The 19,516-nt window shown below is 47.0% G+C and carries 22 protein-coding genes; 6 read left to right on the top strand and 16 right to left on the bottom strand.

The window, feature by feature from the left end; genetic code table 11:
• From JWV37_RS08780 to rraA, 3 genes are all read right to left on the bottom strand, one after another.
• Nucleotides 1-573 (bottom strand): FecR family protein (locus JWV37_RS08780; RefSeq protein WP_205459420.1); only part of this gene is annotated, 573 nt, incomplete at its 3' end.
• A 91-nt stretch (nt 574-664) separates the two neighbouring features.
• Entirely contained in the window at nt 665-1,876 is a 1,212-nt protein-coding gene (locus JWV37_RS08775) for a BaiN/RdsA family NAD(P)/FAD-dependent oxidoreductase (RefSeq protein ID WP_205459419.1), read from the bottom strand.
• Complete coding sequence (rraA, locus tag JWV37_RS08770; protein WP_205459418.1) at nt 1,873-2,349, bottom strand: ribonuclease E activity regulator RraA; 477 nt, start codon at nt 2,347-2,349, stop codon at nt 1,873-1,875. The genes JWV37_RS08775 and rraA overlap by 4 nt, the downstream gene beginning before the upstream one ends.
• A 100-nt stretch (nt 2,350-2,449) precedes the next feature.
• On the opposite strand from rraA, the gene glmS reads away from it, so the two are divergent.
• Genes glmS through JWV37_RS08745 form a run of 5 tightly spaced genes read left to right on the top strand, consistent with a single transcriptional unit; the run spans nt 2,450 to nt 7,491 of the window.
• Entirely contained in the window at nt 2,450-2,854 is a 405-nt protein-coding gene (glmS, locus tag JWV37_RS08765; protein ID WP_205459417.1) for a methylaspartate mutase subunit S, read from the top strand.
• Nucleotides 2,851-4,215, top strand: a complete 1,365-nt coding sequence (locus tag JWV37_RS08760) for a methylaspartate mutase (protein ID WP_205459416.1) — start codon at nt 2,851-2,853, stop codon at nt 4,213-4,215. Before glmS ends, JWV37_RS08760 begins: the two co-directional genes overlap by 4 nt.
• The gene (locus tag JWV37_RS08755) at nt 4,212-5,399 is read left to right on the top strand and encodes a glutamate mutase L (protein ID WP_205459415.1); all 1,188 of its coding nucleotides are present in this window, start codon (nt 4,212-4,214) and stop codon (nt 5,397-5,399) included. The genes JWV37_RS08760 and JWV37_RS08755 overlap by 4 nt, the downstream gene beginning before the upstream one ends.
• On the top strand, nt 5,389-6,966 hold the full coding sequence (locus JWV37_RS08750; RefSeq protein WP_205459414.1) for an AMP-binding protein: 1,578 nt from the start codon (nt 5,389-5,391) through the stop codon (nt 6,964-6,966). The genes JWV37_RS08755 and JWV37_RS08750 overlap by 11 nt, the downstream gene beginning before the upstream one ends.
• A 60-nt stretch (nt 6,967-7,026) precedes the next feature.
• Entirely contained in the window at nt 7,027-7,491 is a 465-nt protein-coding gene (locus tag JWV37_RS08745) for an acyl-CoA thioesterase (RefSeq protein ID WP_205459425.1), read from the top strand.
• Here the strand turns inward: JWV37_RS08745 and JWV37_RS08740 are convergent.
• Together JWV37_RS08740 and JWV37_RS08735 are read right to left on the bottom strand one after the other, a co-directional pair.
• On the bottom strand, nt 7,488-8,915 hold the full coding sequence (locus tag JWV37_RS08740; protein ID WP_205459413.1) for a sensor domain-containing diguanylate cyclase: 1,428 nt from the start codon (nt 8,913-8,915) through the stop codon (nt 7,488-7,490). The two genes, JWV37_RS08745 and JWV37_RS08740, sit on opposite strands and share 4 nt — an antisense overlap.
• 51 nt (nt 8,916-8,966) lie before the next feature.
• Entirely contained in the window at nt 8,967-9,818 is an 852-nt protein-coding gene (locus JWV37_RS08735; RefSeq protein ID WP_205459412.1) for an AraC family transcriptional regulator, read from the bottom strand.
• Nucleotides 9,819-9,934: 116 nt separating this feature from the next.
• Here JWV37_RS08735 and JWV37_RS08730 point away from each other — a divergent pair, with 116 nt between their 5' ends.
• Complete coding sequence (locus tag JWV37_RS08730; RefSeq protein ID WP_205459411.1) at nt 9,935-11,101, top strand: aminotransferase-like domain-containing protein; 1,167 nt, start codon at nt 9,935-9,937, stop codon at nt 11,099-11,101.
• Here JWV37_RS08730 and JWV37_RS08725 read toward each other — a convergent pair.
• From JWV37_RS08725 to JWV37_RS08675, 11 genes are all read right to left on the bottom strand, one after another.
• Nucleotides 11,098-12,474: a PhoH family protein gene (locus tag JWV37_RS08725; protein WP_205459410.1), complete on the bottom strand. Its 1,377-nt coding sequence runs from the start codon at nt 12,472-12,474 to the stop codon at nt 11,098-11,100. The genes JWV37_RS08730 and JWV37_RS08725 overlap by 4 nt on opposite strands.
• Before the next feature lie 114 nt (nt 12,475-12,588).
• Nucleotides 12,589-12,951, bottom strand: a complete 363-nt coding sequence (rplS, locus tag JWV37_RS08720) for a 50S ribosomal protein L19 (protein ID WP_205459409.1) — start codon at nt 12,949-12,951, stop codon at nt 12,589-12,591.
• A complete protein-coding gene (gene trmD, locus JWV37_RS08715) occupies nt 12,948-13,658 on the bottom strand; it encodes a tRNA (guanosine(37)-N1)-methyltransferase TrmD (protein WP_205459408.1) in 711 nt (236 codons plus the stop codon). Before trmD ends, rplS begins: the two co-directional genes overlap by 4 nt.
• A complete protein-coding gene (gene rimM, locus JWV37_RS08710) occupies nt 13,658-14,182 on the bottom strand; it encodes a ribosome maturation factor RimM (protein WP_205459407.1) in 525 nt (174 codons plus the stop codon). The genes trmD and rimM overlap by 1 nt, the downstream gene beginning before the upstream one ends.
• Entirely contained in the window at nt 14,175-14,420 is a 246-nt protein-coding gene (locus JWV37_RS08705) for a KH domain-containing protein (protein ID WP_205459406.1), read from the bottom strand. The genes rimM and JWV37_RS08705 overlap by 8 nt, the downstream gene beginning before the upstream one ends.
• A gap of 2 nt (nt 14,421-14,422) precedes the next feature.
• Complete coding sequence (gene rpsP / locus JWV37_RS08700) at nt 14,423-14,653, bottom strand: 30S ribosomal protein S16 (protein ID WP_205459405.1); 231 nt, start codon at nt 14,651-14,653, stop codon at nt 14,423-14,425.
• A 69-nt stretch (nt 14,654-14,722) separates the two neighbouring features.
• Entirely contained in the window at nt 14,723-16,066 is a 1,344-nt protein-coding gene (gene ffh / locus JWV37_RS08695; RefSeq protein ID WP_205459404.1) for a signal recognition particle protein, read from the bottom strand.
• An 82-nt stretch (nt 16,067-16,148) separates the two neighbouring features.
• On the bottom strand, nt 16,149-16,892 hold the full coding sequence (locus tag JWV37_RS08690) for an RluA family pseudouridine synthase (RefSeq protein ID WP_205459403.1): 744 nt from the start codon (nt 16,890-16,892) through the stop codon (nt 16,149-16,151).
• Nucleotides 16,889-18,052 carry a lipid IV(A) 3-deoxy-D-manno-octulosonic acid transferase gene (gene waaA, locus JWV37_RS08685; RefSeq protein ID WP_369407672.1) on the bottom strand — a complete coding sequence of 388 codons (1,164 nt, stop codon included), beginning with the start codon at nt 18,050-18,052 and terminating at the stop codon, nt 16,889-16,891. Before waaA ends, JWV37_RS08690 begins: the two co-directional genes overlap by 4 nt.
• A gap of 2 nt (nt 18,053-18,054) precedes the next feature.
• On the bottom strand, nt 18,055-18,768 hold the full coding sequence (locus tag JWV37_RS08680) for a zinc ribbon domain-containing protein (RefSeq protein WP_205459402.1): 714 nt from the start codon (nt 18,766-18,768) through the stop codon (nt 18,055-18,057).
• 22 nt (nt 18,769-18,790) lie between these two features.
• A complete protein-coding gene (locus JWV37_RS08675) occupies nt 18,791-19,513 on the bottom strand; it encodes a Nif3-like dinuclear metal center hexameric protein (RefSeq protein ID WP_205459423.1) in 723 nt (240 codons plus the stop codon).
• Between the last annotated feature and the right edge of the window lie 3 nt (nt 19,514-19,516).

Below are 19,516 nucleotides of genomic sequence, written 5' to 3'. Positions count from 1 at the left end.
CTCTTCCATATCAGCGGGCCCTACTGGGCGTGGTGGTGATGGCGGTAGGCCTGGTATGACATACGTTAACGTTCCCGCTGGCACATCGACACTCGCACCGCCCAACAAGGTGACAACCTGAATCATTCCGCTCAAACACAAAATCACATCCCCTGCTTCACTTGTACGCCCCCGAAAGTGCGTACCACGAATTCCGATAGTCGCAGTTTTAGTTTGGATGTTAAAATTCTGTGGCGCGATTTTTCCAATCTTGCCCGTCATTACACCAAAAGTCCCTTGAGCTATACCAAACTTCGCCTGAGGCGCAACCGCGTCGTTAAGGTACGCATCAATGCTAAAACTTGAATTTTTTCCCAAAGAGATAATCGTATCATCGCTAAAACGCATCTGCACTTGGCCGTTTGCTTGGGTATTTACACTGTCTTTTTCCAAAAGTGTCATCCCCGATACAGCATTGAGCGTTTGCTCACCTCGCACCACGTGGGCTTCCCCCACCACCAGTGTCACTGACCCTACTGCTGCATAAAGCAACGTTAGCGCACCCAGTGCCAACCAAAGAAACAGACCCCTCATGGCAAAGCCTTTTTTTGATTTTAACACTTCATAATAATCTATTTTTTCTTAAAAACAATCAGCCAAAGAAATTTTTAAGCAAAATACTCTACTAGCGGGCCATGCCGCGCCCCGCCTTAATCCCGCTCGCCCACGCAAAATGGAGATTGTATCCCCCGCAATCTCCATCCACATCCAACACTTCCCCGCTAAAATAGAGCCCGCCTACCTTGCGTGAGCCCATGGTTAACGGGTCAATCTCCTCCATCGCCACGCCGCCAGCCATCACCTCAGCCGTAGCGTAGCCTTTACTCTCTTTTATCTCCCATTCAAAACGTTTACACCCGTGCACAAGGCGGTTTAAGGTTTTAGTGTCCAGTGTGCTTGCCCCATGAAGCCCCAGATTTTCTAAGACCAAGCGGGCCAACTTGTGGTGCAATACCCCTTCTAGCCACGTTACTAAAGGCATCGTAGAGAGTAGGTATGAACGCTTTTGAAACAACCCCTTTAAGGCCTCTTTAGAGAGTGTGGGAAACAAATCCAAACAGACCGCCACCTTGTGCCCCAAGGCAAGATTTGCCACCACTTCGCGGCTTGCGTCTAAAATAGCCAGCCCTGAAAGTCCGTAGCTTGCAAACAACACGTCTCCTTGGTGCACCCCCTTGGTGCGCCCATCCACCACAACGCTCACCTCGCAATACCACTTCACGCCACTGGCCAAACTTGCATCTTCCTTGGTAACCAGTTGCACTAAAGAAGGAAAGGTCGCATGCACGCGGTGGCCAAAGTGCTTCGCAAACATCAAACCACTCGCACTGCTCCCAAGGGTCGGTACACTCATCCCGCCCGTGGCAACAAGCACCGCGTCAAATACCTGAGCGCCTTCTTGTGTTTCAAGGGCAAACACGCCGTTTTCTTTCTTTACATGTAAGACTTCGCACGCAAAGGAAAACTCCACGCCCAAGGCTTTACATGTAAAGGTTAACATCTCCACGACCGTGCGGGCTTGAAAGGACATGGGGAAACATTTTTCCCCTTCGCTTGCTACGATTTCCACGCCCAAGGCTTTAAAATACGCCATGCACGCCTTAGTGTCAAAGCCCGCAAGCACCCGCACCACTACATCCACGGCGTTGCTGTGAAAATGCTCTAACCCCAAGGCGAGGTTGGTGATATTGCACCGTCCATTCCCTGTGGTTAAGAGTTTACGCCCGCACTTGGCATTTTTCTCAAACACCTTTACATGTAAACCCGCGCGCGCCGCCTCGATGGCCGCTACAAGCCCCGAAGCACCCGCTCCGATAATCGCACACCGTTTGCTCAAATTAAGGCTTCCTTGCTCACAATCACCCCGTCCATGTCCGCGTACACGTAGGCACCTGGCTCAAATTTTACACCGCCAAACTCTACCGTGTGGTCCACAAATCCAGGCAATAAATCAGGACATTTTCGGGGGCAAGTCCCCAGCGCCCACAAGCCCACCCCAATCTCCTTGGTTGCATGCACGTCGCGCACGTAGCCGTTAATCACAAAACCACTCCACCCGTTTTTAAGGGCTTTTTTCATTAAATTCTCCCCCACAACCGCCACGTACACCCCTTGCACATCCACCACCACCACGCGTCCTTGGCCCGCCTCGTCCAACACGCGGATGAGTTCTTGGTTGTTTTCATTGAGCTTGACTGTAACAAGCGAACCTTTCATCTTTTTCTTGCCCCCAAAGTTCGAAAATCCTGGCCCGAGGACTTGAATCCCTTCCTTACATGTATCGCAAAAATCTGCTGTAAAAAACCCCATCGCGCACCTCCTGATAATACGCCGATTATACCATTTTTAGATATTTTTGATACAATTTCCCCCATTATTCCTTATGCCCACTCCCTCACTAGGCTTGCCCATGAAAGTCGTCACTGGTGTAGTTGGAAACGACATCCACGTTGTTGCCAACCGTCTCATTCACATCTCCCTTGAAGCCCGCGGATTTGAAGTATTTAACCTTGGTGTGAACACCTCCCTTGATGAGTTCATCGATGCCCTCATCGAAACCAAAGCAGACATCTTGCTTATCTCTTCCCTCAACGGCGAAGCCGAAGGATGGTGCCGTGAATTGCCCTTCATTAAATCCCAACGCGACTTTGGCAACGTCACCTTTATGATTGGCGGCAACCTTGCCGTGGGCGAAGCCAACCACGATACTATTGTGCCAAAATACCAAGCCTACGGCTTCGACCTCGTGTTTCACCAAATCGACCTCAACACGGGCCTTGACCGTTTGGAAGCTTACTTGAAGGAGCGCGCATGAGCCTGTTTGAGCGGGAGCGCCAGACCATCGTGTCTAACGAATACGTGGACAATTTTGACTTTGCCGAAGTGGAAGAGTTTGTCAAGGGAGCCGATAAAAACCTCTTCATCTCCCACCACTACGCCACCAAAACAAAAATGCTCGTCCAACCTCGCGGGGGCTTTCCCACGTACCAAAAAATGTTCAAACTCTACGAAACCTTTGCAGGGGCTGGCATCGACGTCTTGCCTATTACTATTGATTCGCACACACGCCTTAACGACTACGCCAGTGCCAAAAAAATGCTCATGCTCTCCGAAGAAAACGAAACCGACATGCTCAACGGCTTCCCGCTCATCAACCACGGCTACCGCACCACGCGCAAAATGATGACCCATTTCAACCTCCCTGTGAGCCTGCGCCATGGCACGCCCGATGCAAGGCTCTTGGTAGAAACGGCCATTGCCAGTGGGATTTTTGAGATTGAAGGCGGGCCCATCACCTACATGCTTCCTTACTCCAAAAACTTCCCGCTAGATAAGGCCTTTTTGTACTGGAAATACGTGGAAAAAGTGTGCGCCCACTACTCAACGCTCAACCTGCCCATCAACCGCGAATCCTTTGGGCCACTCACCGCCACCTTGGTGCCTCCCGCCATCACCATCGTCATCCAACTCCTTGAAATGTTGCTTTCTTTGGAAGAAGGGGTGCGGAGTTTTTCGGTGAGTTTTTCCCAGTCAGGTTCGCTCTCCCAAGACATCATCACCGCCAAGGTACTCAAAAAACTCGCCCCCCATTACGCCGCCTTGCACGGATGCGCGGGTGCAAAAACACAGCTCGTGTACCACCAATGGATGGGTGCTTTCCCGCGCAACAAAGAGTTCTCTGATGCGCTCATCACCACCGCCACGCTCGTTGCCACATTGGTAGGAGCCGATAAAATCATCACCAAAACCCGCGACGAAGCCTTTGGCATCCCCACCATGGAGTGCAACGCCCAAGCGGTGGCCAACACCCAATACATCTTGCGCATCGTCCAAGGACTGCCCCAGTTTGAAGATGGCGAAGAAGAAGAACACTTAGAGCTTGCCGTGCATGCCATCATGGAAGCGGTCTTTAACGACCCTGCCGACTCCTTGTGGCGCAAGGCATTTAACGCCATCAAGCACGGCATCATCGACGTGCCTTTTTCGCCCCACATCATCAACCACAACGCCATCTTGACCCTGCGCGACCCCAGTGGGTCAATTCGCATCGTGGAACCAGGTAACGTGCCTATCCCTGCGCGTTGCCTAGCATATGAGCGGGCAAAAGCGGGAAGCTTTGAAAACAAAACCGCCATGGTGGAAAAAATCATCCACGACATTGGAGTCATGCAATGAAACTACTCATCGACGTGGGAAGCACCTACATCAAAACCGCCTCCGCCCATGGCCTTAGCCAGCATTTTCGGGATTTTTCACGCCCCATCCACGAAGATTTACGCGCCAAATGTGGGGAACTCCTCCAAGGCGTACCCAAAGAAGATATTTACATCTGCTCTTCTGCAAATGGTGGTTTAAGTACGCTGATTATCGGCCTAACCCACTCCTTTAGCCTCAAATACGCCAAAAACATTACCTACAACGCGGGCATCAACATCATCGATACCGTCCTGTACAAAGACATCGCCCACGCTCCCGTCCCAGGCGACGTGCTAGACGTAGTCATTTTGGTAGGCGGGATTGATGGCGTCAATGGCGTGTTTGATGATGCCTTGTTGACCTACCTTCAAAACCTAAACTACACTAACCTTGTGTACGTAGGCACTGCGCAAGATACGCCCTTTATCAGCGCCAATCTTCCCCATGCTATCCTTTTGCCCAACATCATTGACGAACGCTTACACATCCAAGAAGAACCCCTAAAAACCACCCTCACCAATCTCTACCAAGCGGACATTATGGGCAAAGAAGAGATCAAAGAACTCTACGCCATCACCGCTAACCAAATCTACCCCACGCCTTACATCGTCAACCGCGCGTTGCCACGCATCGGGGAGCAACTCGAAGTCGTGGACCCCTTCATCGTCCTTGACATTGGCGGGGCGACGACGGACATCCACTACAGCAAAGACCTTGTAAGTGAACGCTTGCTCACGGGCAACGCCTACGACCGCTTGGTTTTTAAGAAACTCGGTGTGTACAAATCCAAAGAGAGCCTCATCCACGCGGCCAAACAAAACGAGTACGTGTACGAACTCTTAAGCACGCTGGATGTGACAGAGAAAATCTTTGAAGAGCACAGCGAAAAAGCCTTACATGTACTCATGCAACTCTCCATCTTTTTAGTGCTATACAAAACCTCCAAGTTTCACCAAGGCTACATTACTTTGGGGCTTGAACGCTTGGAGAGCATCGTGCTCACCGGCGGCATCACTAAGGTATTAAGTCAGGAAGAGTGCGAGAGTATTTTGCACTTTTTTTACAAAAAAATCCTCGGCCTCCACCACGCTCCAGCGGTGGTTTTAGACACCCATTACGCCATTTGGACCCTTGGCATCACAGGAGAACACCATGTCGATTAACTGCATCCGAACCCTGCTTGAAACCGCGGCACGCACCAATCCTGAAGCTATTGCCCTCATTGAAAAAGAGCGGCGCATCACCTACGGCGAACTCTTTGAAAAAGTCAACCAAGTGGCCACCTACCTTGACAGCCTTGGCCTTAAAAAAGGAGCACGGGTGGGCATTTACTCCCACAAATCCCTAGAGCAATGCATCGCCATCTACGCCCTGCTCTCTTCCCCGTACATCCTTGTGCCCATCTCCAGACTCCTCAAACCCGAACAAGTGGAGCACATCATTCAAGATTGCGCCATTAGCTGCGTGTTAACCGACGCCAAAAAGCTTCCCGCCTTGCAAGAGAGCAGTTTTGAAGGCACCATCATCACCTACGAAGCGTGCGATAAGGCGTTGGTTTCTTTTGAAGAGATCTACAAATGTTGTGCCAAAAGCTTTACATGTACCATCCTTGGCCATGCCAACGCCGCCATCACCTACAGCTTTGGCGCCTCCGCCTTACCCAATGGCATCGTCCTCACCCACCGCAACCTCATCGACTCGGCGCGGGTAGTTTCCCACTACCTTGACATCCGCTCCCATGACGTTATCTCAGGTATTTTGCCTTTCATTTTTGACTACGGCCTCAACCAACTTTTTTGCGCTCTTTACAAACACGCCACCCTCGCCTTACACCGCCTTGTGCTGCCCTCAGACTTTTTTAATCACCTCATCCAAGACAAGGTGACCATCCTGCCCCTCATGCCTATTCACATTTCGTTGATGGTCGATGAAGAACCCGGCCACCGCTTGCCCCATCCTGAGCTTTTGCGCCATGTGCGCACCGTCACTTCCTCAGGAGGGAAAATCACGCCCAAGATGCTCCAACACATTGCCACGCTGTACCCCCATGCCAAGTTTTACTCTATGCATGGCCTCACTGAAGCCTTTCGTTCTACCTACCTTGACCCGTCTCAGCTTGCCATTCGTCCAAACTCCATCGGCAAGCCCATTCCGGATGTGGAAGTGTACGTGCTAAACGAAGAGGGCAATGCGTGCAAACCCCGCGAAGTGGGCGAACTGATTCACCGTGGCGGGTACATCTACAAAGGCTTTTGGAATGCGCCCGATGCTACAGCCCAACGCTTTAAAAGCGTGCAAATACTCAAAAATGTGGTTGACCTTGAGGGGCAACTTACCGATGAGATTGTCGTAGCCAGTGGTGATTATGTCTATAGCGATGAAGAGGGATTTTTGTACTTTGTGGACCGCAAAGACGACATGATAAAATCCTGCGGTTTTCGCGTTAGTCCTTACGAAATCGAAACGGTAGTGTACCACCATGTGCCCTCCGTGAAAGAGTGCGCGGTCTTTTCCATCCCCGATGAAGCGACCGAAGAAGCCATTGTCTTGTGCTATAGCGCTCTGAGTGAGATTCCAAAAAACGAGTTACTCTTTGAGCTCAAAAAACACTTGCCCAACCACATGCTTCCCACGCGCATTCTTTACAAACTGCGCTTGCCTCTGACGAGTCCTAGCCAAGGGGAAATCGACAAAGAAGCCCTCAAAAAAGAGGTGGTGGCCGTTGAATAGAGCATTTTTAGCGCTCTGGAAAAGGCAAATAACTTTACATGTAAGGATGGTTTAGTGGAAATGTTACCCTTTGAAAAACACAAGCTCACCATGTCCGTGCTTATGACGCCCGATAAAGCCAATTTTTCAGGCAAAGTACACGGGGGTGACATCTTAAAATACCTCGACCAAGTGGCTTATGCGTGCGCATCACGCTATTGTGGGGGCTATGTAGTCACCATGAGCGTCGACCAGGTAGTCTTTCGCCATTCGGTACATGTGGGTGATCTTGTAACGTTTTTAGCCAGTGTTAACTATACGGGCAAAACATCCATGGAGGTGGGCATTAAGGTGGTTTCTGAAAACATTCAGAAAGGAACTGTTATGGACACCAACAGTTGTTTTTTTACAATGGTGGCCGTAGACCCAGAGGGAAAGCCTGTGCCGGTTCCGCCCTTTGAACCAAAAACAGATCTCGAAAAACGCCGTTTTCACGACGGTCAAAAACGCCGAGAATTGCGTCTGCATGGCTACAGTAACCTCTAGCTTCGACTCCGAATGTTATTTTTTCCTAGGGATTTTGCCGTATACAACCGCTCATCTGCCTGACGCAGTATGGCATCGATATCTTCAGCATCCCCGTTGTCTGCCATCCCTAGACTAAAGGTATACGCAACGTGGGTACGAGCATCGATAGCCACAGGATTTTCACCCACATAATCCTGAATTTTTACACAGATGGCCTCGGCACTTTTAAGTGACATGCCGTAAAAACTAATCACAAACTCTTCGCCCCCAATCCGTGCAAAAAGCATACGCTCATCTAGGAACTTTCGGCAAGCATCGCAAAAATCTTTCAAAACCAAATCCCCAGCCCCATGCCCATACGTGTCATTAATGAGTTTAAAATCATCCAAATCAATCAACGCCACACAGAGGTTCTTTTTCTCTTTGGCGGCACTTTTTAGCAAGGAGCGAATCGTCTCAAAAAAACTCCGTCTTGTTTGAACCCCCGTAAGTTCGTCCACATAAGCAATGCGCTCAAGTTTTTCAACCGTCAACTCAAGTTCTTTAGTAGTGCGCTTTAAATCTTGTGTACGCAACGCAACGGTTTGCTTGAGAATCTCTTTCTCTTTTTGAGCTTCTTTTTGCCGAAAGAAAATAAGCAAAAAAATCACCGTTGTCATGCTACTTACTACTAGCAAAAACAACTGCAAAGCCCGCTTGCCTTGCAGCATCATTTCACGGCCGTGGATTGCGAAAAGCCCCTGCCCCTCATCAAGCCCGCCAATATGAATAAAATTCTCCGCCCTCTCCTCTTTCCACTGGGTCACAACAGCAACCTCTCTGCCCGCTACGGTAAAATGCCGTGGGTTTTGCTTGGATACAAAGGAAGAGAGTGTATGAAGCGCAATCAGCTCAGGGTTTTGGTTTTTAAGTGCCACGATGTCCAATTTTCCAACAACCAGCAATCGCCCATTTGAAGGCCCACTGGCATCTGATTTGGTAATCGGATGACCATCATAAAAATAAATCTCTTCATCCAAAAACACAAATCCCCCAGACGCCACGCCTTCACGCGCAAGCACTTTTTCCATCAGCACCTTGGGGGCGTGGAGAGCGGAAGAGAAAACTTGCCAAACGGGTTGATTGTTTCTATTAAGAAAAATCATCCCACAAACCTCAAGCTCCTCTAGCGTGTGGGTGTTTTCTCTAAAATTAGTATTTATAAAGTCACGGGAGCCTGTTTCTACAAAAGCAAAAGTATCATCCCATGCAGCATAATCTCTGGCTATTTTTTTTACAAAATCAGTTTGGGCATGGATGCTTTGCAACAAGCCGCTAATCGTGCGTTCATTTTGTGAAATTTCAAGCGCGTAGTAGTTTGACAAAATATAACGGTGCGTGGCAAAAAAAAGAGTAAGCAGCGTCAATACGAGTGCGCCCGCAAGAGATAGTGTTGACCGCAATGGTGCTCCTTGAAAAAAAAGAAGTATACCCTAGGTCGCGTTAAGGATGGGTTATGCGTGTTTTACAGGAATGCAAAAATCAAGCACATAGGTTTCATCAGGTGACGTAAAGTGGTTTTTATGATAAATAGCAAATGAGGGTAATGGCAATTTTTCAAAACCACTCGTGGGAAGCCATTCGTAATACACGCTGTCCATCTGACTCAAGAATTCTCCATACCTCCCCTTAAATGAAAACATTGCACACAACACACTTGGCATACGCATAATCCCCACCTCACCTTTGGCAAAATGGGTTTTTTTAATCTCCAAACAGGCCACATAGTGGCATTTGGCCAAGGGAACAAACCGCGGATTGCTGTGGTGCAGCCCTAACATAGGCGCGTCAGGCGAGATGCCTTCCTCTTTAGCCCACTCAAGAAGTTTAAGCCACGGATTTTGAATGCTTCGGTCGTAACCACGGTGGCGCACATACGCTACCTTTCTAGAGGGGAGACGCACAATTTTTGGCGCATTTAATAGGGGGGTAATGGGGCGCGAACAGCCCTCGCTCTCTTTATCCACTTCGCGCCATTTTGTAGGTGTTGCACCAAAATAGTCCTTAAAGGCATGGGTGAAACTAGCCCCCGAGCCAAACCCTGAAGCATGAGCAATCTCAAGTACCGACATCTGAGGATTAAACAGCAACGCATTGGCCGCGTTTTCGAGGCGAACGCGCTTGATATAACCATGCACATGCTCTCCCATATGCGCGTAAAAAAGCCGATTAAAATGATACATAGAGGTAGACACAAACGCGGCAACATCCTTTACATGTAAAGGGTTTGCGATGTCAAGATGTATTTTATACAGCGCGTCGTTGATTTTCTCTCGGTGCAGCTGTGTCGTGGTGTGGCGTTGCATGTTTAAGTGTAGCATATTCGCACTTTTAAACAAGAAAAATAGCACTTTTGCGATACTCTTATTTTTTTTCTTGCCTTATACTTATCTTCTGCATTAACTTTTCCAAAGGGCAAAACATGAAACTTTCTTATGGGGCATCTCGCATCAACCACTCTTTTGTGCGCAACATCTTGGCGCTCACCCAAAAACCAGGCGTCATCTCCTTTGCAGGAGGTTTACCCGACCCCTCTCTTTTTCCCCTCACCCCTATTAAAAAAGCTGTCGAAACACTCATGGAAAGCGTAGATGTTTCTTTGTTTCAATACGGTCCCACACAAGGGTATTTGCCCTTGCGCGAAGCTCTTGCATCGGAATATCAACACAAAGATATACGCGCACAAGCAAAGGACATTCTCATTACCTCAGGTAGCCAACAGGGGCTAGATTTGGCCTGTCGCGCCCTCATGAATCCCAAAGATGCCATCGTGGTTGAATCGCCCACTTATTTGGCCGCCTTACAGCTCTTTCGCTCCCACGAAGCTAATATTCACAGCGTTGGAATCACCCACGAAGGTCCAGATATTCAGGCGCTTGAAACACTGTTTCAAACAAATACAATACGGTTTTTCTACACCATCCCCACCTTTCAAAACCCCACAGGCTTTACATGTAACGCACTATTGCGCCGTAAAGTGGCTGCGTTAGCAAAACAATATGGGGTATGGATTATCGAAGATGACCCTTACGGTGCCTTGCGTTACGAGGGCACCACGCCACCTTCTTACGCCTCGCTTTATCCAGAAGGCACAATTGTTTTGGGCACCGCCTCTAAGGTTGCGGCTCCCGATTTTAGGCTTGGTTGGCTTTATGGCCCCCAAGAAGCACTGGAAGCCTGTATTAAATTCAAAGAGTGCACGGACTTGCAAAGCAGTTATTTTTTTCAGCGCGTGTTGCATGAGATGATGACTAATGACACCTTGCGCACCCACCAAAAAAGGCTTAAACGCGCCTACATGGAAAAACGCAACATCATGGTCAACACACTCAAAGAACACTTCAAAGAAGCCTTACATGTAGAGGTGCCAGAAGGCGGAATGTTTGTCTGGGCTAGCTTAAACGATGGGCGCGATACCATGGCCTTGTTTCATGAGGCCATCAAACATCACGTGGCTTTTGTACCAGGGTCTGTGTTTTTCCCTTGCGGAGGTGGGCAAAATACCATGCGGTTGAATTTCACCCACACAAGCCACGAAAAGATTGACGAAGGGGTTGCGCGTCTCAAAAAAGCCTATACACTCTTTTAATGTTTTTTGTTTTCGTACACCCGTTCGCTAAATTCTGCAAAACGCCCGCGCACGGCTTTTTGCAGGTCAATAGCAAACATATTAAGCTCGTCGTGTTGTTGTGCAGTAAGCTTTAGTAAACTCGTAAGGCCATTGTTGTATTTATTAAGATACGGATTGTCGATTTGACGGTTGGAGCCAATCACAATGGCCATGCACGAATTATCTAGCCGCGAGAGAATCAGCTGTGTGGTGTTTTCTGAGCTGTTTTGCCACTCATCCATAATCACCACAGCGTCACTAAGAGTGCGTCCACGTGCCTCTCCTGGCCACAATTTTTCGATGCGGTATTTTTGGGAAAGCTCCACGATCTTAGAACTAATAGCGTCGGCGTCGTCTTTATTTTCGTTGCGCTTAAGTGCCTTTTTGGCAATAAACTCCAGCGTATCATACAGGGCCATGTTATAAATACGAAACTTTTCATCATTCCCCGAAAGGTATCCCACGTCCGCACCACGGTCAAGGCTTTCGATGGAATTTCGCACATAGACAATCTTGTCATAATGGCCCTTGTCGACAAGACGCATTGCTGAGGCTAGCGCAATCAGGGTTTTACCACTTCCTGCTTTGGCATCAATCACAAGCAAATTATACACATTGCTCAAAATGGCTTTCATAAAAAATTTCTGACGGGTGTTGACAGGCTTAACTTTCATACCGCGAAAATCCAATTCACTTACTATTTGAAGCATCTCGTTAAAGATTAATCCATACACCTTACTGCCGTCCTCCACGATAAACTCATAGCAAAAATTGTCAGGTCGGTACTGGGGGTCAAGGCAAGTGATGGGTTTGTAAATGGCTTCATTTAAAACGGCTGAGGTGGTTTGGATGCTTTTGAAAAACTGTTGCTTTGGCACCTCGGAGCGGTCTTCGTGCAAGGATTCGGTTTTAATGTTTTTAAAGAGTCCGAAAATTCGCGCGTACACATCAATGGAAACAAAAATGACCTTATGCCCTTTATAGTATTCACGCGCCACTTCGGCTACTTCGATAATCCGTTTATCATTGCTTTCAGAGGTGTGGTTATATTCAATCGCAGCCTCATAATGCGATTTTGCAATAAGATGAATTTGGTGCGGGTCATGAAACATCTTGACGACTTTGTAGTCGTTTTCATGATCCACTTCTTTAACTTTTGCTTCAGCAATAAAACGCGCAAACTCTCTTGCTTGATACCCAAGCTCGTCCATTAAGCGCTTTTTATCTTCAAGCTCAATAAGTACGGTCTCAGGAACAACAACGATATTTTTGCCTTCTTGGGAGAGGTTTTTAATGTTTTGGAGGTTTTGGAGGATGATATTGGTGTCAACGACGTAGATTTTGTCTGCCATGGCCGTCCCTTTAAAAGGAGATTTGGCATTGTAACACAAGAAGGTTACATGTACACTACAGCAGAGAGATTAAAAAAGAGACAGCGCAGAAAAAATCTGCGCTGTTTTTGAAGACTACTGAGGGCGCTTGAGCTCTTTAATACGTGCAGACTTACCGCGAAGTCCACGAAGATAAAAGAGTTTTGCACGGCGTACACGGCCGCGGCGAAGCACTGTAATGTCTTGGATACTGTCACTAAAGATAGGGAAAATACGCTCAACACCAACGCTGTTTGCACCAATTTTACGGATAATAAACGTCTCGCCCGTACCTGTTCCACGACGTGCGATACACACGCCTTCAAAATTTTGAACCCGTTGCTTTTCGCCTTCTTTAATCATAACGGCGACGCGAAGGGTATCCCCTGCTCTAAAATCTGGGACGTTTTTACTTGCAACTTGTGCGTTTTCAAATGCGTCGATATATTTATTTCTCATCGGTGGTCCTTTTCTTGACACGTTAGTTTTTGATTGACAAAGAGGTCGGGTCTGTAAAACTGAGTTTTCGCACACGCCATCACTTTTTTTAAGCCTGCAATTTTAGCATGGTTACCCTTTAAAAACTCTGAGGGAACACATTTATTTTTAAATTCATTAGGCTTGGTGAAAGAGGGAGCTTCTAGTAAGCCTGCCTCAAAACTTTCCTCATCCAAAGAGGCATCATTCCCGAGCACTGCTTCGACATTGCGGCTAATGGCATCACACATCACCATGCTAGCCAGCTCTCCTCCGGTGAGGACATAATCCCCGATGGAAAAAAGCTCATCCGCATACTCTTCTACAATGCGCTCGTCAATTCCCTCATAGCGCCCACACACAAAAACCACATGGGATTTTTTTGCCAAACGTTTGGCATCTTTTTGGGTAAAGGGCTTGCCTGCGGGAACAGGAAAAACAACATGCGCATGGGGAGTTTTTTTCAAAAAATACGCCAACGCATCATCAAGCGGTTGAGGGCCCATCAGCAATCCTGCACCACCACCTGCTTGGTAATCATCTACTTTTTTGTGGCGTGAAAGGCTAAAGTCTCTGGGATTAAGAAAATCCACAGCAATCTTCCCCTCCTCTTTAGCGCGCCCCAAAATAGAGTCAGAAAAATACCCCTCAACAAGGCCAGGAAAAAGAGTGAGAAAACTAAAACGCATCATATACTCTCTAGTAAATCGCGTGCATCTTTAGTAGCAATCTCTTTTTTGTCAATGCTTACATGTAAAACATAGCGGTCAACATAGGGAATTAAAAACGTAGCAGCATGGCCTTGCTCACGCAAAGAATCGTCTGTTTTTACTACAAAATAGTCCTGCGCACCAATGCGTTCAATCTCTTCTACTTGTCCAAGCAGCGCACCCTCTTCCACAACAGAGCAACCCACGACATCAAACCAAAAATATTCACCTTTACTAAGTGTGCATTTTTCTTTGGTTGCTTCTACTGTGGTGTACAAAAAAGTATTTGTGAGGGTTTTTGCACGCTCTCTCTCTTCATAGCCAACAAAGCGAACGTGAAATTTTTGGGAATCGAAAGCGCAGATACACAAAGGGGTTCCCGAAGCAGTATAGAAAGTAGCGCCCACACCAAACTGCTCAGGGAAATCACTGTGGTTGTGAAGCTTCAGGTCTCCCTTTAGCCCCACAACCTTACCAATTTGTGCAACTTCCAGCTCACTCATCGTTTGCTTTGACGGTAATGCGATAGGACATGCCATTTTTAGCCTTGTACCCCGCAATAACTGTTTTTAAAGAGTTTATCATCTTGCCATCTTTGCCAATCAGCTTTCCTGTGTCGCTTTTATCTGCATAAATGATAATTTCCGCAAACGTCTCATCCACGTCCACGCGCTCTACACGAACCAGCTCTGGGTGATTGACAATCAGCTTAGCAAACGCGCCTAAAAATGCATGTGCCATGGTTATTTACCGGTAATTTTAGCTACCCTGTCGCTCATTTTAGCGCCTACGCTCTTCCAGTATGCCAAACGCTCTTGGTCAAATTTAATGGTTTCTGGCTCACTCAATGGGTTATAATACCCAATAGATTCAATCCAGCCACCGTCACGGCGCTTTCTGCTGTCTGTTACAACGATTCGGTAAAAAGGTTTTTTGTTTCGTCCCATACGGGTTAGTCGAACTACGGTTGCCATTGTGTTGGTCTCCTTGAAATTTTGTCCTACGGCTTAGTAATGGAAGGGGTGCTTCCATAAATAAACCGTCTAGCGCGGAAATCCGCCTCTAGCGTTTTGTCCTAACATGGCTTGCAAATCCTGCATGCCTTTTTTCCCTGAAAACTTTTTTGCCATTTTGGCGGCATTTTGAAACTGCTTTAAAAAGCGATTAACCTCGACTTGTGAAAGCCCAGCCCCTGTGGCAATGCGACGTTTTCGGCTGTTGTTAAGCAAGGCAGGAGCCTCACGTTCTTTGAGCGTCATGGAACCAATCATTGCCTTAATGCGCTTCATTTCAACGGAATTCTCCAAATCCACATCTTTAAGCTTGTCAGCCATTCCCGAAAGACCAGGAATCATCCCGAGCATGGATTTCATACTGCCAAGTTTTTTCATGCTTTCCATTTGGTCTAGAAAATCATTAAAGTTAAACTCTCCCTTTTTGATTTTCTTGTTCATTAATTTGGCTTTTTTTTCATCAATCACAGCATTGGTCTTTTCGGCCAATGTTGCAAGATCGCCCTCACCCATAATGCGACCCACAATACGCTCAGGCAAAAACGCCTCTAAATCTGCCGCCTTTTCTCCCACGCCAATAAAGCGCAACGGCACGCCCACTTGGTGCGCAATCCCTAGCGCCACACCACCCTTGGTATCACCATCGTATTTACTCAGCACCACACCAGTGATACCTAGCGCCTCATGAAAAGAGGCTGCTGTTTTGACCGCATCTTGCCCACTAAGCGCATCGGCCACATAAAAAACTTCATGGGGCGCAATGGCCTTATGAACAGCTTTGATTTGCGCCATTAACGCTTCATCGATAGCCAAACGGCCTGCAGTATCGACCAAAAGGACATCATAAAGCCCACTTTTGGCTTTTTCTAAGGCTTTTTTAGCAACATCGACAGGGTCGCTACCACTTTCATCGTAAAACAAATCCAGTTCGTGTTGGGCACACAACTGCTTAAGCTGTTCTACCGCGGCAAGACGCTGTAAATCACACGCGGCGATAAGCACTTTCTTTTTTCGTAACTTCAGGTAGGTGCCAAGCTTAACCGTTGTTGTTGTTTTTCCAGAGCCTTGCAAACCACTCATCAAAACCACCGTAGGGGGCTTGGAGGTGTAGACAAATCCTTGATTGCCAGGTGCGGTTAAAATCTCAGCAAGGGAATGCTTGATGGCATTTAAAAAAGCTTCTTGGCCAATGCCTGCTTGTTTTGTGTGCGCCTCAACCCGCTGTAAAAGTTCTTTGGTAACCTTGTGGTGCACATCCGCTTTTAAAAGGGCTTTTTTTAGTGTTTCAAGGGCATTTTTGAGTGCTTTATCATCGTCTGCAAATCGAAGTTTATTGACAGCAGTTTTAAACGATTCACTCAATACTCCAAACACATCGGCTCCTTTACTTCATTACGTTTGATTTTGCTTATGCACAAAAGAGTGCAATAATACAGAAAATTTTCTTTAAGAACCTTTAGACCCCGCTAAAACCGTACTTTTTAAAGGCACTTGGCAAGGGTGATTTAAAGGTTTGCCCGAAGAGCGTTACAGAATAGGCGTGCAACATCATGCGGTCTGCTTGCTTGCCACCGTATTTTTCATCCCCTAAAATCGAGAATCCGATAGAGCGCAAATGCACGCGGATTTGATGGGTTCTTCCGGTTTGAATCGAAACCTTTACCAACGAATGCTTACCCTCTACCAAATAGGGCTCCATCCGCGTTAGCGCGGGCTTGCCGTTGGCTGAGATTTTTGACACCGCGCCCCCTTTTCCTTTGACGGTCAAAATAGGCGCTTCAATGGTTGCAGGTTCAATGCACTTTCCACCCACTGCGGCAAAATAAATTTTCTCAACGCGCAGTGCCTTGAACTCTTCGATGGCCGCTTTTTGATACTCTTCGTCTTTGACCAAAATCAACACACCGCTGGTTTCTTTATCTAGGCGATGCAATAAAGGGTGTCCATACGTTGTGGCGAGCTCTTCAGAGAGCACAAAGGCGGGCTTATCGAGCACCAAAACTTTGTCATTTTCAAAAATCACCGTAGGCTTGGCAGGTTTTTCAACCCTAAACTCAACATCTACATCAAGGTTTCCACGGGCCACAAGAACTTTTTTTCCTTTGGCATACACCAACCCTTGGTCAATTAAATCTTTAGCAGCACGGTTGGAAATTTTTTCCTGCATGGCTAAAAGTTTATACGCTTTTTCTTCTTTCATTTTTTATTCTCCAACGCTTGGTTAATCAATGCCACAACAGGTGCGAGGGCATCGTGGGGGTTAAAAACAGCTGGAACCAATGGCTGCTCAAGTAGGTCAGACAGGGCATCTAGCTCAACAAGGTGTGCACCTTTCACTTGGGAAAAAAGTGCCTTTTGATTAAAAATATGTTTTCCTGAGATCACCGCATTGTGAAAAAAAGCTGGTTCCAGCGGATTGTGTCCACCAACACCCTCCACAAAAGAGCCCCCCAAAATACTCACATCACCAAGGGCGTACATATCTACAAGTGCGCCCATGGTGTCACACAGAAACAAATCGCACTCTCCAAAACCTTCCTCAGAAAAACGTCGATACGTCCACTGATTTTGCTGCGCCAAGCCTCCTAAAAAAACGTCTACGCCCTTAAAGCGTTCAGGATGGCGTGGCACTACGATAAGCATGTCGGTAGGCTTTTTCTCAAAGGCACGCAAGATGCGCTCTTCCTCACCCTCGTGCGTACTCGCCAAAATAATCACACGTCGTGCTGGCTTGGGGTATTGTACCTTCACAACAGGAGTGCTGGCGGTTTTAATATTACCTAAAACACACACATTTCTTGCACCAAGAGACTCCAAACGCACCTTGTCTGCATCACTTTGCGCAAACACAACATCCACATAAGCAAAAATAGACTGGTACAGCCACCTAAAACGCAAATAGCTCTGGTAGGATTTATCGCTAATGCGCGCATTCATTAAAACGGTTTTCATCCCTCTTTGCTTGGCGATTGCAAACAACATGAGCCACAATTCCGCCTCGGTAACCACCAATACTTTATGCTTTCCTGCCCACCAAGGAAGCAGTATTTCAAAGGGCAAAAAACGCCCTTCATCCCCCACTTCACAGGCTGCTTTATAGCCTGTTTGAGTAATGGCACTAATGCTAGTCTTGCCAGCGATACGCGCCTTTAGTGAGGCGAGGGAATTCACCTCCCCTAAAGAACATGCATGTAGCCAAACATCCTGATATGAAAACGATGGGTTATTCCACAGCCAAAATCGCGCAGGGATACTATGGCGATGCTTGGCCTTACATGTAAGGAAAAACAAAACAGGAAGTGCCAGCACATACACCAATGCCAACACGCCCAGATAGACAAAAAGGAGTCCCTTGTTCACGGTTATACCGCTTCTGCTTCCTTGTATAAAATACGTCCACAGTGAGGACAAGTTACAATGTCTTCACCTTTCAAAACCGCAGCATACGTTTTATCATTAATGCGCATAAAACAGCCATAGCAAGCTTGCTTTCGCACAGGAACAACAGCGGTATTCTTAGCCCATTTTCGGATTTTTTCATAAAATGTTAAGATTTTTTGGCTCATTTGACCCACTAGTTGCTCTTTTTTTGCATACACACTAGCGCGTTCTTTGTCGATAGACTCCATTTCTGAAGCAATAGCAACTTTTGCTGCTTCAACTTTTTGCTCTGCTGCTTCAAAATGCGCTTTCGCTTCTTCTAAGTAACCGTTTTTAGATTCAATAATCTTATCCAAGCGCTCAATTTCCTCATTGGAAAAATCACATTGCTCTTTGCAAATTTCCTCTTCAAGTTGTAGCGCCTTTTGCTCTTTTTCAGACTTAATAGCACCGACTTTTTTCGCAATGTCTTTGATTTTATCGGAAAGCTCTGCAAGGTGTAGCTCATGCTGTGATCTTTTAAGCTGTGCCTCTTTGGTCTGCGTTACCAACTCATCTAATTTTAACTGCGCTTCTTGCTTGGTGTCTAAGGCGCCATTAAGTGCCCGTTCAATTTTTTCAATACGTGGTCCAAAGTCGTCAATCTCTTGATCAATTGTCGAAAGTTGCACTAATTGATTTAAATACTTATTCATTCGTGTCTATCCTTATGATGTGCTAAATGATGGTGAAGGGGTTTTTAGAATTCGACATTATAACTTTTAATGGAAAATTTTTCAAATAGGGTGCAAGCACCTCCCCAAAATAGCGCTCGCTCTCAAAGTGCCCAATGTCAATCAAACCCAAACCATTAGCCTTGGCCTCCATGGCGTGGTGGTATTTGATGTCTCCTGTTAAAAAACAAGAAGCCTTAACACGCCCGATAAAATCTCCCCCTGAACCCGTCGTTACTGCCACAGTTTCTACCGCACCCTCTTTTGGCACTGCACGCACCTGCGAAACGCCCAAACTGTTCTTTACATGTAACGCTAAGGCTTCAAAATCTCCCTCAAAATGGCAAAGACACAGGTACTCCTCTTGACTTATCACCTTCAAACCAAATACTTGTTCACACACATAACGGTTCAGGTGGCTTTTGTCAATATTGGTATGCATTGCAATAAGGCTAATGTTTCGTTTAAGCATGGTTTTTAACAAAGAAGCAGGGTAATAAGCTGTATCAAAAGCCTTTAACCCTTTAAAAATAAGCGGATGATGGGCGATGATGAGTGTGCCATCGGGCACGCTTTGCAAGACATGCTCATCTACATCCAAACACAAGCACACCGCATGCACCTCATCGTCTTGAGCACCCACCAACAAGCCACTATTATCCCATGCCTCTTGGGTTGCAAAAGGGCTTAGGGTGTCAAGGTGGACATAAATTTCCCCCAGCTTCATTGT

Origin of the sequence: Sulfurospirillum tamanense, from assembly GCF_016937535.1 — a bacterium.
GTDB lineage: Bacteria > Campylobacterota > Campylobacteria > Campylobacterales > Campylobacteraceae > Sulfurospirillum_B > Sulfurospirillum_B tamanense.
Note: the sequence above shows the minus strand (reverse complement) of the source record. Positions and strands in the feature narration are given on the sequence as shown.

Bases quoted from the DNA above. Each gene is read 5' to 3' on its own strand.
- trmD (WP_205459408.1), bottom strand. From the start codon at position 13,658: ATGCGTTTTAGTTTTCTCACTCTTTTTCCTGGCCTTGTTGAGGGGTAT.
- rimM (WP_205459407.1), bottom strand. From the start codon at position 14,182: ATGAGTGAGCTGGAAGTTGCACAAATTGGTAAGGTTGTGGGGCTAAAG.
- rraA (WP_205459418.1), bottom strand. From the start codon at position 2,349: ATGGGGTTTTTTACAGCAGATTTTTGCGATACATGTAAGGAAGGGATT.
- JWV37_RS08745 (WP_205459425.1), top strand. From the start codon at position 7,027: ATGTTACCCTTTGAAAAACACAAGCTCACCATGTCCGTGCTTATGACG.
- rpsP (WP_205459405.1), bottom strand. From the start codon at position 14,653: ATGGCAACCGTAGTTCGACTAACCCGTATGGGACGAAACAAAAAACCT.
- JWV37_RS08735 (WP_205459412.1), bottom strand. From the start codon at position 9,818: ATGCAACGCCACACCACGACACAGCTGCACCGAGAGAAAATCAACGAC.
- JWV37_RS08755 (WP_205459415.1), top strand. From the start codon at position 4,212: ATGAAACTACTCATCGACGTGGGAAGCACCTACATCAAAACCGCCTCC.
- JWV37_RS08730 (WP_205459411.1), top strand. From the start codon at position 9,935: ATGAAACTTTCTTATGGGGCATCTCGCATCAACCACTCTTTTGTGCGC.
- JWV37_RS08725 (WP_205459410.1), bottom strand. From the start codon at position 12,474: ATGGCAGACAAAATCTACGTCGTTGACACCAATATCATCCTCCAAAAC.
- JWV37_RS08705 (WP_205459406.1), bottom strand. From the start codon at position 14,420: ATGGCACATGCATTTTTAGGCGCGTTTGCTAAGCTGATTGTCAATCAC.
- JWV37_RS08690 (WP_205459403.1), bottom strand. From the start codon at position 16,892: ATGAAAGAAGAAAAAGCGTATAAACTTTTAGCCATGCAGGAAAAAATT.
- JWV37_RS08680 (WP_205459402.1), bottom strand. From the start codon at position 18,768: ATGAATAAGTATTTAAATCAATTAGTGCAACTTTCGACAATTGATCAA.
- JWV37_RS08760 (WP_205459416.1), top strand. From the start codon at position 2,851: ATGAGCCTGTTTGAGCGGGAGCGCCAGACCATCGTGTCTAACGAATAC.
- rplS (WP_205459409.1), bottom strand. From the start codon at position 12,951: ATGAGAAATAAATATATCGACGCATTTGAAAACGCACAAGTTGCAAGT.
- JWV37_RS08750 (WP_205459414.1), top strand. From the start codon at position 5,389: ATGTCGATTAACTGCATCCGAACCCTGCTTGAAACCGCGGCACGCACC.
- glmS (WP_205459417.1), top strand. From the start codon at position 2,450: ATGAAAGTCGTCACTGGTGTAGTTGGAAACGACATCCACGTTGTTGCC.
- JWV37_RS08675 (WP_205459423.1), bottom strand. From the start codon at position 19,513: ATGAAGCTGGGGGAAATTTATGTCCACCTTGACACCCTAAGCCCTTTT.